Annotated in this window: 13 protein-coding genes and 1 pseudogene; 9 read left to right on the forward strand and 5 right to left on the reverse strand. The window is 65.6% G+C overall.

Annotation, left to right across the window (positions count from 1 at the left end; translation table 11 throughout):
• The 7 genes and pseudogenes from A5698_RS28700 to A5698_RS18460 all read left to right on the forward strand — a co-directional run.
• A pseudogene (locus tag A5698_RS28700) lies at nt 1-123 on the forward strand (ABC transporter permease); the annotation flags it as partial.
• Between the two features lie 9 nt (nt 124-132).
• Entirely contained in the window at nt 133-1,329 is a 1,197-nt protein-coding gene (locus A5698_RS18435) for an MCE family protein (protein ID WP_067083619.1), read from the forward strand.
• Nucleotides 1,326-2,351, forward strand: a complete 1,026-nt coding sequence (locus A5698_RS18440; protein WP_067083617.1) for an MCE family protein — start codon at nt 1,326-1,328, stop codon at nt 2,349-2,351. The genes A5698_RS18435 and A5698_RS18440 overlap by 4 nt, the downstream gene beginning before the upstream one ends.
• Nucleotides 2,351-3,454 (forward strand): MCE family protein, encoded by a 1,104-nt coding sequence (locus A5698_RS18445; RefSeq protein ID WP_064414703.1) that lies wholly within the window; start codon nt 2,351-2,353, stop codon nt 3,452-3,454. The genes A5698_RS18440 and A5698_RS18445 overlap by 1 nt, the downstream gene beginning before the upstream one ends.
• Complete coding sequence (locus A5698_RS18450) at nt 3,438-4,934, forward strand: MCE family protein (protein ID WP_067083615.1); 1,497 nt, start codon at nt 3,438-3,440, stop codon at nt 4,932-4,934. Before A5698_RS18445 ends, A5698_RS18450 begins: the two co-directional genes overlap by 17 nt.
• The gene (locus A5698_RS18455) at nt 4,931-6,265 is read left to right on the forward strand and encodes an MCE family protein (RefSeq protein WP_067083614.1); all 1,335 of its coding nucleotides are present in this window, start codon (nt 4,931-4,933) and stop codon (nt 6,263-6,265) included. The genes A5698_RS18450 and A5698_RS18455 overlap by 4 nt, the downstream gene beginning before the upstream one ends.
• A complete protein-coding gene (locus A5698_RS18460) occupies nt 6,265-7,947 on the forward strand; it encodes an MCE family protein (protein WP_067083612.1) in 1,683 nt (560 codons plus the stop codon). The genes A5698_RS18455 and A5698_RS18460 overlap by 1 nt, the downstream gene beginning before the upstream one ends.
• 46 nt (nt 7,948-7,993) lie before the next feature.
• Here A5698_RS18460 and A5698_RS18465 read toward each other — a convergent pair whose 3' ends face one another.
• Nucleotides 7,994-8,518, reverse strand: coding sequence for an Rv2253/PknI dimerization domain-containing protein (locus A5698_RS18465; RefSeq protein WP_231967455.1), 525 nt, complete (start codon nt 8,516-8,518; stop codon nt 7,994-7,996).
• 93 nt (nt 8,519-8,611) lie between these two features.
• Here A5698_RS18465 and A5698_RS18470 point away from each other — a divergent pair, with 93 nt between their 5' ends.
• The gene (locus tag A5698_RS18470) at nt 8,612-9,019 is read left to right on the forward strand and encodes a hypothetical protein (protein WP_064414715.1); all 408 of its coding nucleotides are present in this window, start codon (nt 8,612-8,614) and stop codon (nt 9,017-9,019) included.
• A 90-nt stretch (nt 9,020-9,109) separates the two neighbouring features.
• Here A5698_RS18470 and A5698_RS18475 read toward each other — a convergent pair whose 3' ends face one another.
• On the reverse strand, nt 9,110-10,390 hold the full coding sequence (locus tag A5698_RS18475) for a cytochrome P450 (protein WP_068299869.1): 1,281 nt from the start codon (nt 10,388-10,390) through the stop codon (nt 9,110-9,112).
• A gap of 184 nt (nt 10,391-10,574) precedes the next feature.
• Between A5698_RS18475 and A5698_RS18480 the strand changes: the two genes are divergently transcribed.
• Nucleotides 10,575-11,183 (forward strand): TetR/AcrR family transcriptional regulator, encoded by a 609-nt coding sequence (locus A5698_RS18480; protein WP_067083606.1) that lies wholly within the window; start codon nt 10,575-10,577, stop codon nt 11,181-11,183.
• Between the two features lie 9 nt (nt 11,184-11,192).
• Here A5698_RS18480 and A5698_RS18485 read toward each other — a convergent pair whose 3' ends face one another.
• The 3 genes from A5698_RS18485 to A5698_RS18495 all read right to left on the reverse strand — a co-directional run.
• On the reverse strand, nt 11,193-11,639 hold the full coding sequence (locus A5698_RS18485) for an Rv2576c family protein (protein ID WP_067083604.1): 447 nt from the start codon (nt 11,637-11,639) through the stop codon (nt 11,193-11,195).
• Between the two features lie 52 nt (nt 11,640-11,691).
• On the reverse strand, nt 11,692-12,837 hold the full coding sequence (locus A5698_RS18490) for a thiolase family protein (RefSeq protein ID WP_067083603.1): 1,146 nt from the start codon (nt 12,835-12,837) through the stop codon (nt 11,692-11,694).
• A gap of 16 nt (nt 12,838-12,853) precedes the next feature.
• Nucleotides 12,854-13,090, reverse strand: a 237-nt coding sequence (locus A5698_RS18495; RefSeq protein ID WP_197506825.1) for a Zn-ribbon domain-containing OB-fold protein, incomplete at its 5' end; no start/stop codon positions are given.

A 13,090-nucleotide genomic window follows, 5' to 3' on the forward strand; every position in this document is an offset into this window, starting at 1 on the left:
TCGGGTGTGGGGGTTGCTGTGGGCAACGCGGTGCGTACCTCGCTGGTGGTCGTCGTATCGGTCACCTTGCTGGTCTCACTGTCCATCTACGGTTCCAACGGCAACTTCAACCTGTCGGGATAGGTCGCGCCGATGAAGAGCAGTGTCGTTCGCCCCCTGACGGGTCTGGGCTTGATCGTGGCCATCGGCCTGATCATCGCCCTGGCCATCAGCCTGTTCCGCGGGGACTGGGCCGATACCGTTCCGGTGACGGTGATTTCGGATCGCGCGGGCCTGGTGATGAACCCCGACGCCAAGGTGAAGATGCGGGGCGTCCAGGTTGGTCAGGTCGAGAAGATCGAGGAGCGTCCCGACGGCACCGCCGCGCTTCACCTGGCGATGGATCGGTCCGCGCTGCGGCTCATACCGGGCAACGTCGACGTCGACATCACCTCGACGACCGTCTTCGGCGCGAAGTTCGTCCAGATGAACGCGCCGACGGACCCGTCGGCGGACCGACTTCGCGCCGGGCAGGTCATCCAAAGCAAGCATGTGACCGTCGAGGTCAATACCGTGTTCCAGCAACTGGTTCAGGTCCTCGACAAGATCGACCCGGCCAAGCTCAACCAGACACTCGGTGCGATCGCGTCCGCCTTCAACGGGCGGGGCGAGAAGTTCGGTCAGACGCTGGAGGATTTCAACGCCCTGCTGGCGAAGATCGAACCGAGCCTGCCGAACCTGGCGCACGACATCGAGGCGGCGGTGCCGGCGTTCACCGCGTACGGTGACGGGTCCCAGGACCTGCTGTCGACAATCGAGAACACGACGGAGGTCAGCAATTCGATCGTCGACCAGCAGGACAACCTCGACGAGTTCTTGATCAGCGCAATAGGTTTGGCCGATATCGGCAACGACGTGATCGGTGGAAATCGGCAGGGCCTGACCGATGTGACACACCTCCTGGTGCCGACCGCCGAACTGCTCAACAGGAACAAGGCCTCGTTGTGGTGCGGAATCGGCGGACTCGTTCCGTTCTCGAAGTCCGGGCCGCAGTACTCCGGCGTCATCGTCAACGCGGGTTTGACGCTCGGCGTCGAGCGCTATCGCTATCCGCGTGACTTGCCGAAGGTCGCCGCCAAGAGCGGGGGCCGTGACTACTGCACGGAATTGGGGCTGCCGGAACTGCCGCCGGAGTTCGTGCCGCCGATGATCGTCGGTGACGTCGGAACCAACCCGAACCAGTACGGCAACGCGGGCATTCTGCTGAACTCCGAGGGCCTCAAGAACTGGCTGTTCGGGCCGCTGCCCGGGCCGCCGCGCAACACCGCGCAGATTGGGATGCCAGGATGACGCGTTCAACGGGCACGCTGATCAAATTCAGCATCTTCGGAGTGGTCATGATGGTGCTGACCGCATTCTTGTTCGTGGTCTTCAGCGAGTCGAGAACCGGTTCGACAGACGGATATTCGGCCGTCTTCGTCGATGCGTCGCGGCTGAAGGCGGGCGACAGCGTGCGGATCGCCGGTATCAGGGTCGGCACGGTGAAGAACGTGTCGCTGCAGGCCGACAGGAAGGTCCTGGTCAAGTTCGACGCCGACCGCAACACCAAGCTCACTACCGGCACCAAGGCTGCGATCCGCTATCTCAACCTGGTCGGCGACCGCTACCTGGAACTGATCGATACGCCTGACTCGGCCCGCATCCTGCCGGCCGGCGCCCAGATACCGGCCGACCGCACCGCACCCGCGCTCGACCTCGACTTGCTGCTCGGCGGCCTCAAACCCGTTATCCAGGGCCTGAATCCAGAGGATGTCAACGGGCTCACCAACTCGCTGATCCAGATCCTGCAAGGCCAGGGCGGTACCCTGGAATCACTGCTTTCGAAGTCGTCGTCGTTCACCAATTCTCTGGCGGACAACAATCAGATCGTCGAGCAGTTGATCGACAGCCTGCGCGACACGCTCGACACCCTGTCCAAGGACGGTGACGAATTCACCGGCGCGATCGACAGGCTCAGCCAACTCATCGAGGGACTGTCCGCCGACCGTGACCCGATCGGCACCGCGATCGAATCCCTGGACAACGGAACCACCTCGCTCGCAGACCTTCTCAGCCGCGGGCGGGCACCGTTGAACAACACGGTCGACCAGTTGGCCCGGTTGGCCCCGTTCGTCAACAACGACCTGGATCGCCTCGACGCGACGATCCAGCGCCTGCCCGAGATCTACCGCAAGCTCGCGCGCGTCGGCTCGTACGGGGCGTTCTTCCCGTACTACATCTGCGGTGTCACGTTCCGGGCGAGCGACCTGGAGGGCCGCACCGTGGTGTTCCCGTGGATCCGCCAAGAAACGGGAAGGTGCGTGGACGAGTAATGCTCAAGTACCGCGGTGCGCAGCTGATGAGGGCGGGTTTCATCGGCGTTGTCCTCATCGTCCTCGTCATCACGATCGGCCTGCAGCCGGAACGGCTCATCTCCTGGGCGACCTCGCTGCGCTACGAGGCGCTGTTCACCGAGGCGGGCGGGATCACGACCGGTAACGACGTCACGGTGTCCGGTATCAAGGTGGGTTCGGTCTCGTCGGTGGAGTTGGTGAACGGCGATGCGCTGGTCGGCTTCACCATCGACGGGAAGTACGCGCTCGGTTCCGACACCACCGCCCACATCCGCACCGGGACGTTGCTCGGTGAGCGCGTGCTGGCGCTGGAGTCCGACGGAAGCGGCAACCTGGACCGCACCAAGCCGATCCCCACATCGCGAACGTCGTCGCCGTATTCGTTGACCGACGCGGTCAGCGAGCTGACCGCCAACACCGCCGACACGAACACCCAGACTCTCAACCAGTCGTTGGACACCCTTGCGGCCACCCTGGATCAGGTTGCGCCGCAATTGGGTCCGACGTTCGACGGCCTGTCACGGGTGTCCAAGTCGTTGAACAACCGCAACGAAAGCCTGGCCGAACTCCTTCGGACCGCCGGCGACGTCACCGGGATCTTCGCCGAGCGCAGTCGGCAGGTCAACGAGCTGATCCTCAACTCCAACGATCTGCTCGCCGTGCTCAACGAGCGCCGCTACGCGATCACCAGCCTGCTGCGCGCCACCTCGGCGGTGTCGCAGGAGCTGACCGGCATCGTGGCCGACAACGAGGCGGAACTCGCGCCGGCGCTGAAGGACTTGAACACGGTCATAGCGATGCTGGAGAAGAACCGAGACAACCTCGCCAAGATGTTGCCCGGCGCGGCCAAGTACTACCTCACGCAGGGCGAGATCGTCGCCAACGGCGCCTACTACAACGCGCTCGTGCCCAACCTGATCTTCGGTCAGATTCTGCAGCCGTTCCTCGATTACGCATTCGGGTTCCGGCGCGGCATGAATGCAGGCCAACCGCCGGACCAGGCCGGCCCGCGGGCCGAATTGCCGTTCCCGTTCAACGGAATTCCGCAGCCAGGAGATCTTCCCGATGATGGCAACCCGTAAGCGCCTGGTGGTCAGCACAGCGATCCTGCTGGCCATCGGTCTGATCGCCGGCGCGGCCTTCCTGGTGCGCCAGGTGTTCTTCGGGCCGACCACGATCACCGCGTACTTTCCGACCGCGACCGCCATCTACCCCGGCGACGAGGTGCGGGTGTCCGGTGTCCAGGTCGGCACCATCGAGTCGATCACACCCGAGGGCACCCAAACCAAGATGACCCTCAAAGTCGATCGTGGCGTGCCGGTTCCGGCCGACGCCAAGGCCGTGATCGTTGCGCAGAATCTGGTGGCGGCACGTTACGTGCAACTCACTCCGGCGTACCGCAACGGCGACGGGCCGACGATGAAGAACGGGGCGGTCATCCCCAGTGACCGGACCGCGGTGCCCGTGGAGTGGGACGAGGTCAAGACCCAGTTGATGCGGCTTTCCGATGAATTGGGACCGCAGACCGGTGTGTCGGATACCTCGGTGTCGCGGTTCATCGACAGCGCGGCGAACGCGATGGGCGGCAACGGCGACAAGCTGCGCCAGACGCTGGCCCAACTATCTGGTGTGGCAAGGACTTTCGCCGAAGGCAGCGGGAACATCGTCGACATCATCAAGAATCTGCAGACCTTCGTCTCAGCGCTGCGCGACAGCAAGCAGCAGATCGTGATGTTCGAGAACCGGTTGGCGACGCTTTCCAGCGTCCTCGACAACAGTAGGTCCGACCTGGATGCGGCGCTGTCGAATCTCTCGACGGCGATCGGAGAGGTGCAGCGCTTCGTCGTCGGCACCCGGGACCAGACATCCGAGCAGATTCAGCGACTCGGCAGCCTCACTCAGATCCTGGTCGACCACAAGTTGGCGTTCGAGAATGTCCTGCACATCACACCGAACGCGATCGCGAACTTCCAGAACATCTTCTATCCCAACGGCGGATCGGTCACCGGTGCATTCGCGTTGGTCAACTTCAACAACCCGGTGCAGATGATCTGCGGCATGGTCGGGGCAGTCGCGAACGTCACCGCACCCGAGACCGCGAAGCTGTGCGCGCAATACCTCGGCCCGGCGCTGCGACTGCTCAACGTCAACAACGTTCCATTGCCGATCAATGCCTACCTGCGGCCCGCGGTCACCCCGGACCGGCAGATCATCACCGATCCGAAACTCGCGCCAGGGGGCGCCGGCCCGGGTGACCCGCCAGAACCGCCCCCCACAGTGTCGGCCTACACCGGTGTGGGCGATGTACCGCCGCCTCCCGGCTGGAACCAACCGCCCGGCCCGCCGGGGTTGTACACCGGCGGTGGGCCCGATGCGCCCGCGATCCCGTCCCCGGCGCTTTTCCCCGGCGCGCCGATACCCGGGCCGCCCAACGTGTTGAGCAACCTGCCCGCGCAACCGGAACCGCCGAAGTCCGTGGAGGGCATGCTGCTTCCGCCGTCACCCGCGCCGGTCGCGCCGAACACACCCCTGTTGCCTGCAGAAGGGGCGCCGCCACGATGATCCGCCGAACCGTGAAGAGATGGTCGGTCGCCGGGTCCGCCCTGGCGCTACTGGTGACCGGCTGCTCGTTCCAAGGTGTGAATTCACTGCCGCTGCCCGGCGCGGTCGGCCGCGGCCCGGACGCCGCTACCTACCATGTCCAGGTAGCGAATGTCGCGACGCTGGAGGCGAACTCGCCGGTGCTGATCGACGACGTCGTCGTCGGCAGCGTCCGCAAAATGACGGTCGACAACTGGCATGCCGACGTCGAGATCTCGGTCAAACCCGACGTGACGGTGCCGGCCAACGCGGTCGCCACCGTCGGGCAGACAAGTCTGCTCGGCTCGATGCACCTGGCCCTCAATCCGCCGCTGGGCGAAAAGCCGGAGGGCCGGCTCGCAGCCGGTGCCACGATCCCGCTGAGCGACTCGTCGACCTATCCGTCGACCGAGCGGACACTGTCCTCGTTGGCCACCGTGGTCAACGGCGGCGGACTCGGGCAGATCGGCGACGTCATCCACAACTTCAACACCGCCTTGAACGGACGTGAACCGCAGATTCGCGAATTGCTGACCAGGCTCGACAATTTCGTCGGCGTGCTCGACAGCCAGCGCGACAACATCATCGCCTCGATCCAGCAACTCAACCGCGTCGCGGGCACATTCGCCGGTCAGCGGGACAAGATCGACCGCGCACTCAAAGAGATTCCGCCGGCGCTCGACGTCCTTATCAAGGAACGGCCGAATCTGACCGCCGCGCTGGAGAAGCTCGGCCAGTTCGGGGACACCGCGGCCGGCCTGGTCAACGATGCCGGCGACGACCTGGTCAAGGATCTGGAGAACCTCGGGCCCGCGCTCGGCGCGCTTGCCGACATCGGACCCGACCTGAATCTCGCACTGCTGTGGGCGACCGCGTTCCCGTACGGTCCGACCTTCGCCGATCGGATCACCCGCGGGGATTACATCAACCTCTATGCGAGCTTCGATCTCACGTACCCCCGGCTCAAGCGGACGCTTCTGCTCGGCACCCGGTGGGGCGACGAGAACGCGAGATTGATACCGGCCCCCGGGGACCCGTACTACCTCAATTACTCCTACAGCCCGATGTCGCTCGGGGTTGCCCCGCCGCCGACCGGGCCGCCTGCCGAAGGCACGCCCGCGCCCGCGGCGCCGCCTCCGGTGGCGCAACCGCTGTTGCCGGTGGCGCCGCCACCGCCGGCAGCGCCGTGGCTGTCGCAGGCGACCACCACATCGGAGGTCTTCGCGGGTCCGTACGGGGCTGAAGCCCCGACGCCACCGGTCCCAGCGGCGCCGCCCGTGCAACCCCAACCGACCCCGGGAGGGGGTGGCTGATGCTGACGCGCTTCGTACGAAACCAGTTGATCATCTTCACGATCGCGTCGATCGTGGGTGTGACGGTGATGCTGTTCGTCTACATGCAGGTGCCGACCTTGCTCGGCGTCGGCCGGTTGACGGTGAAGATGGAACTGCCCGCCGCGGGTGGCCTCTATCGCTTCGGCAACGTCACGTACCGCGGTGTGCAGATCGGCAAGGTCACCGACGTGGCCCTGACCGAAAACGGGGCCGAGGCCACGCTGTCGCTCGACACATCGCCGAAGGTTCCCGCAGATTTACAGGCCGAAGTGCGCAGTGTCTCCGCCGTCGGCGAGCAATACGTCGACCTGCGGCCGCGTACCGACTCCGGGCCTTACTTGCAGAACGGGTCGCGAATTCCTGTCGCGGACACCATCATTCCGCAAGAGATCGGCCCGGTACTGGAGGGACTCAACCGACTGATCGGAAGCATCCCGTCGGACCGGATCGCCGACCTGCTCGACGAGTCGTTCAAGGCGTTCAACGGGGCCGGCCCCGATTTCCAATCCCTGGTCGACTCTGCGGCCAAGATCAGCGCCGAGGCCAACACCGTCTCCGACCAGACCCGCGGGCTCATCGATGACAGCGGGCCGCTACTGGAATCGCAGGCCGAGACCACCGAGCAGATCCGCACCTGGGCGAAAAGCCTTGCGGGAGTGACCGGTCAGCTTCGGCAGAACGATCCGCAGATCCGGACGCTGCTTCAGCAGGGGCCCGGCTTCGCGCAGGAGGTTTCGACGCTGCTGAACCAGATCAAGCCGACGCTGCCGATCCTGCTGGCGAATCTCACCACGGTGGGCCAGACTCTGCTCACCTACAATCCGTCGCTGGAGCAATTGCTGGTCATCTTCCCGGGCATCATCGCCGCACAGCAGTCGTTCGGGCTTCCGCAGAACAACCCCACCGGCCTCCCGATGGGCGACTTCGCGCTCACCATCAGCGACCCAACGCCCTGCACCGTCGGGTTCCTGCCTCCGTCGAGTTGGCGCTCGCCGGAGGACACCACGTCCATCGACACCCCAGACGGGCTCTACTGCAAGTTGCCGCAGGATTCGCCGATCGCGGTGCGTGGTGCGCGCAACTACCCGTGCATGGAGCATCCGGGTAAACGGGCGCCGACCGTCGAATTGTGCAACGACCCCAAGGGCTATCAGCCGTTGGCCTTGCGTCAGCACACCCTCGGTGCGTACCCGATCGACCCGAATTTGATATCCCAGGGGATCCCGCCCGACGACCGGGTGGACTTCTCCGAGCGGCTTTACGCACCGGTGGAGGGCACTCCGCTGCCTCCCGGTGCGGCCCCCGCGGGAACGCCACCGGGTATGCCGCCGCCACCGCTGCCGGTGGCCGGCGGGACCCCACATGGCTCGGCGTCGGCACCCGCTGCTGCGCCGGCACCGATCCAGGATCCGGTGGCACCGCCTCCGCCGCCCGGCAACTCGATCAACGGCACACCGATCCCGGCGCCGCCTGCAGCGGGTGGGGCGACCCCCGTTGCGCCAAGTGCGCACAGCGGCAACGCTTCCGGGGGACCGTCGGTGGCCGTCGCCCACTACGATCCGGAGACGGGTCAGTACATGACACCCGATGGCTTGCTGCCGCGGCAGACGAATCTTGCCAGCAACGAGCCGAAGTCGTGGAAGGACCTGATGCCGACCTGACCGGGGGAGCGCCCCGGTCGGGAAGCTCCGTGAAGGTGGGTGGACGTCAGATTTTCTGGACCTTGACAGGCATCTCGATCACGAGGGGCTGATTGGCGCCGCACGCACCGCTCGGGCTCTTGGTCTGATCGCGGCCCATCAGGAAGGTGGCGTTATGGTTGACCCGCTGATTGATGGTGGGGTCCCAGCCCACCAGAATGAATTTCTGGTGACCAGGTGCGAAGCTGCCGTCGGGGCACGGCAACCAGTTGGGGATATCGTGGTCGACGTACCAGAGGTCGTCGAGCCGGATCGGAGCGGTCCAGCCGAGATCACTCTGCACGGTGCCGCTGCATTCGATCGGGCTGATACAACTCGTGCTGATCGTCCAGGTCTGCTCGACCGTCTGCTGCTTGATGAAGACGTCGGCGCCACCAGGTCGCATACCGCGTTTCGCCCATTGCCCGTCCGACATCACCCGAAAGGTGCCGTTGAGCGCGACTTGATAGTCGTCGGCGAAATCGTCGGCGTGCGCCGCTGTCGCGGTGCTCAGACTTCCGGCCACAGCGATTGCGACCGCTCCGGCGGCCACGCCAAATCCACGCATGAATGCAGCTTATCGCGGTCGGTAGCCGCCCTCTCCGAAAGGGAGAATTTCCTTGTGCGCGTATGGAACAATGTGCCCGTGCGTTCCCTCGCCGCAGTGTTTGCTGCCCTGGCTACCCCCGCGTTGATGCTCACGGCGCCGACCGCCGAGGCGCAGCCGCCGTTGCCGCCGCTGCCGCCGCCGGGCGCCGAATGCAACAGCCCCAACTGCACACCGGGTATCCAGCCGGGCGTCGTGCTGGGGTCCTACTGCAACAACACGACGTACTACGCGTTCGGCGTGACGTCGTGGGGCCGGCTGGTGTTCTGCGGTTCTCCGCGCCGCTACGAGCCGCGCTGGTTCCGCTCGCCGGAGATGCACGGCGTCAAGCTCGAGAACGATCTGTGCCCGTCGATGGACGGCGAGGTCGCTCAGGCACCGGACGGTCTCTTCCTCACCTGCGTCTCCAAGGACGGGCGCAGCTACTGGGAGCGCGGGGATCTGTAGAGTCTCGCGCCGACTGCCCGAGACTGCACACGGAACGCCGAAACTGCGGATCGTGTGATCGCTCCGCAGTTTCGGCGACCGTGGTGACGCTCAGCCGATCGGCTTGAACTCGATGTTGATCTCGGTGAGCCCGCGCAGGATGAATGTCGGCTCATAGACGTACCGGCGGTCGTCGATCGATCCGTGCTTCTCCTCGTCGACCGTGATGTCGCCCAACCGGTCGAGGAGTCGTTCGATCGAGACGCGGCCCTCCACACGCGCCAGCGGTGCACCAGGGCAGGAATGGATACCGCGGCTGAACGCGATGTGCTCGCGGACGTTCTTGCGGTCCAACTGGAACTCGTGGGGATTGTCGAACCGCTCGGGATCGCGGTTGGCCGCCCCGGGGCTGACCATCACAGTCGTGCCCGCCGGCACCGGGGTGTCGCCGAGTGTTGTTGTCTTGCGGGCCATCCGGAACACGCTCTTGACCGGGCTGTCCATCCGCAGGCACTCCTCGATGAACACCGGGATCAGGCTTCGGTCGTCGCGCAACTGCTGCTGGATGTCGGGCCGGTCGGACAGCACCCGCATCGCGGCGCCGAGCAGTTTCGCCGTCGTCTCCTGACCGGCGGCGAACAGGAATGTCGCGGTGCGCACCACGTCGACGACCTCGGGGGTGGAGCCGTCCGGATACTTCGCGGTGGCGATCGAGGTGAGGACATCGTCGCGAGGGTTCTCGCGGCGCTCCTCGATGTAGTGCGCGAACTTCTCGTCGGCCCACTCGAGCGGGTTGGTGGCGATCACCTCGTGGTCGAGGCTGCCGATGTTCGTACCGGGCCGCTCGGCGCCGAACGCCTCGCGGAAGTCGTCGTGGTCTTCCTCGGGTACGCCAAGCAGATCGGCAACGACCAACAGCGAGAAGGGCTTTGCGTACGCGGCGAGGAATTCACACGTGCCGTCGGCGATGAACTCGTCGATATGGCGGTCGGCCAACCGCCACATGAAGTCCTCATTTTCCTTGAGGCGCTTGGGCGTCAGCAGTCGGGCCAGGATCGAGCGCGCGTCGGTGTGCTGCGGCGGATCCATCGTGACCATGTGCTCGAACATCGGAATCTCGGTCCGATGCTTTTCGAGTTGTTCGCAGATGTCGTCGCCCTCGGGCGTGAACGGCATCGGGGTGAACGGGCCCATGACCGCCACGCAGGACGAGAAGTTCTCGCTGTCCTTGTAGACGCTGTTGGCCGCCTCCCATCCGGTGACCGCGAGCACGCCGTTGTTGATCGGACAACAGACCGGGTCCTTCGACCGGATGTGGTCGTAGTAGGGGTGCGGGTCGGGAACCAGGGAGGGATCGGTGAAGTAGTCAACCGAATCGAAATCAGTGGTCATGGTTTTCAGCCCTTCAGGGTCGACGCTGGCCCGCGTGATGGTGAGCGGACGGCGCCGCTCGCTTGCATCTTTGACTTAATATGCTGAGCACTTGCTTAGCATGGGGTTAAGGTCGTGGTCAAGATCGGTAAGCGGGTCCCCACTACGATCGGCGTGTCGGAAGGGCGGGAAGAGAAGTGATCGGATGACGCAGGTTTCTGGGTCGGCACGACGGATAGGGGCGCCGGACGCGAAAAACCGCGGTGTGCTGCTCGACGCCGCCGAGCAGTTGCTGCTGGAAGAGGGCTACGCCGCCGTCACTTCGCGGCGGGTCGCCGAGAAGGCGGGCCTCAAACCGCAACTCGTGCACTACTACTTCCGCACCATGGAGGACTTGTTTCTCGCGGTGTTCCGCCGCATGGCCGAGTTGGGCCTCAAAGCGCTCACCGAGGCGCTCGCGTCGCCTCAGCCGCTGTGGGCGCTGTGGCGGTTCAGCACCCAGCCCGAGGCCACCCGGCTCACGATGGAGTTCATGGGCCTGGCCAATCACCGCAAGGCGTTACGGGCCGAGATCATCTACTACGCCGAACGGTTCCGCGAAGAGCAGAACAAGGCCATCGCGTCGGTCCTCGAACGCTATGGGGCCGACGCCGAGGAGGTTCCGCCGGTGGTGTGGACGGTCTTCGCGACGAGCGTGTCGCAGGCGCTGGTGGTCGAACGGGCGCTCGGCATGACCACCGGGCATGCGGAGACATTCGCCTTCTGCGAGAAGTGGATCCGTCGCCTGGAGGGCGAACCGCTCACGGCCGGCTGAGAACGGCGCTCACCAGTTCCGGATCGAGCAGAGCGCGCCCTTGGGGCCCTGGTGGGTGGCGACCACCACGCCGTCCACCGCGAGCACGCAGTGGATGTTCGGCTTCGCCTCGCCGGTCCCGCTGGTCGCCGCGACCATCGCCCACCGGTCGGGATCGGCGAGCTGGACGTCCAAGTTCCACTGCTGGTCCGGTCCGATCTGGGCCTCGGCCTTCGGGCTGAACTCGTACGGGTTGTGGCTGTAGGCGGCCCAGTTCGGGGGATCGACGTCGCGGTAGTAGATGTCGACGTAGAACGGCTGCTCGGAGAACACCGAGTACTTGACGTTGTGCAGCACCGGCGGCGGCGGATCCTGCGCCACCGCCGGCGCGCTGACCGACAGCACGCCGCCGGCGGTCACCACGGTTGCCGCCACGAGGGCCGGCAAAGCGATACGGACCGAGCGACCGGAGATCATTTCCGGATCTTAGAACGTCGTCCGCGACCCAGGTCGCGAATCGCCAACCGCATCAGACCGCGAGGATCGTCGCCGACGCGGTGCCGGGCGCGCCATACACCTGCGCCAGGCCGACTTTGGGCTCACCGGGGACCTGACGGTCGCCCGCCTCACCGCGCAGCTGCCGGACGAGTTCGTGCACCTGCCGCAGTCCCGAAGCCCCGATCGGCTCACCGTTGGCGATCAGCCCGCCGTCGGTGTTGATCGGCATCGACCCGTGGATCTCGGTGGCGCCGTCGGCGAGCAGCTTCTCCTGCTCTCCGTCGGCGCACAGGCCGGTCTCCGCCATGTGAATGACCTCGGCGCCCGCGTCGGTGTCCTGAAGCTGCGCGACGTCGACATCCTCCGGGCCCAGGCCCGCCGCCTCGTAGGCCGCCTTGGCGGCGTAGACGGTGGGGGAGGCGTCCTCGTCCAGCGGCGCCGACGTCGCATGGACCTCATAGGCGCCGAAGCGCCGGGTGCGAATCTCGGTGGCGCGCACGTACACCGGCTTCTTGGTGAAGCGGTGCGCGATGTCTCCGCGGCACATGATCACCGCCGCGGCGCCCTCGTCCGGCGCACAGAACATGTACTGCGTCAGCGGGTAGTTCAGCACCGTCGAGTTCAGGATCTCCGCTTCGGGGATCGCCTTGCGCCGGAACGCATTCGGGTTCAACGCACCGTTGCGGAAGTTCTTGGCCGCCACCTTGGCCAGCGTGGCCTGCGAGATGCCGTGCTTGTGGATGTAGTGGTTGGCCTTCATCCCGAAGAACTTCGTGGTGACGAATTGACCGTTCTCGGCATACCACTGCGGCAGAGCGAGTTTGGCCGGATCGTCGGTGAACGCACCGCGCGGATGCTTGTCCAGGCCGATCGCGATGCCGATGTCGTACTTGCCGAGCCGGATGGTGTCGGCGGTCTGCTGGATCGCGCTCGCGGCGGTGGCGCAGGCGTTGAACACGTTGGTGAACGTGATGCCCGTCAGCCCGACGAGCCGGGTCACCGCGTCGGGGTTGGACACCTCGTAGCTGCCGCCGAACCCGAACTGAATGTCCTTCCATTCCAGGCCGGCGTCGGTGAGCGCGGACTGGATGGCCTCGGCGCCCATCTCCATCGCGGTCTTGGGGAATCGGCCGAACGGGTGCAGCCCGACGCCGATGATCGCCACGTCGTTGGTCATCTCGATGCTCCTGTGTCTAGACGGGCTTGAAGGCGAATGTGACGACCTCGTTGCCGTCGTCGTCGGTGGTGAACGGCACCATCGTCAGCTCGACCTCCATGCCGAACTCGAGCTTGGCCGGGTCGTTCTCGGTGAGCCGGCCCTCGACGCGGATGACGTCCTCGAGCTGAACCAGCCCGACGCCGAAGGGCACGAAGTCGTTCCCGGTAGGACCCTTGTACGGGGCGCCGGGCGGGAAGCCCTGCGTCGTCCA

The sequence above is a fragment of the Mycobacterium sp. E136 genome, from assembly GCF_001666865.1.
Classification (GTDB): Bacteria; Actinomycetota; Actinomycetes; order Mycobacteriales; family Mycobacteriaceae; genus Mycobacterium.

Excerpts from the sequence above, each read along its gene's own strand:
- A5698_RS18475 (WP_068299869.1), bottom strand. The coding sequence starts at position 10,390 with ATGACCACTGATTTCGATTCGGTTGACTACTTCACCGATCCCTCCCTG.
- A5698_RS18440 (WP_067083617.1), top strand. The coding sequence starts at position 1,326 with ATGACGCGTTCAACGGGCACGCTGATCAAATTCAGCATCTTCGGAGTG.
- A5698_RS18480 (WP_067083606.1), top strand. The coding sequence starts at position 10,575 with ATGACGCAGGTTTCTGGGTCGGCACGACGGATAGGGGCGCCGGACGCG.
- A5698_RS18460 (WP_067083612.1), top strand. The coding sequence starts at position 6,265 with ATGCTGACGCGCTTCGTACGAAACCAGTTGATCATCTTCACGATCGCG.
- A5698_RS18445 (WP_064414703.1), top strand. The coding sequence starts at position 2,351 with ATGCTCAAGTACCGCGGTGCGCAGCTGATGAGGGCGGGTTTCATCGGC.
- A5698_RS18485 (WP_067083604.1), bottom strand. The coding sequence starts at position 11,639 with ATGATCTCCGGTCGCTCGGTCCGTATCGCTTTGCCGGCCCTCGTGGCG.
- A5698_RS18435 (WP_067083619.1), top strand. The coding sequence starts at position 133 with ATGAAGAGCAGTGTCGTTCGCCCCCTGACGGGTCTGGGCTTGATCGTG.
- A5698_RS18490 (WP_067083603.1), bottom strand. The coding sequence starts at position 12,837 with ATGACCAACGACGTGGCGATCATCGGCGTCGGGCTGCACCCGTTCGGC.
- A5698_RS18455 (WP_067083614.1), top strand. The coding sequence starts at position 4,931 with ATGATCCGCCGAACCGTGAAGAGATGGTCGGTCGCCGGGTCCGCCCTG.
- A5698_RS18450 (WP_067083615.1), top strand. The coding sequence starts at position 3,438 with ATGATGGCAACCCGTAAGCGCCTGGTGGTCAGCACAGCGATCCTGCTG.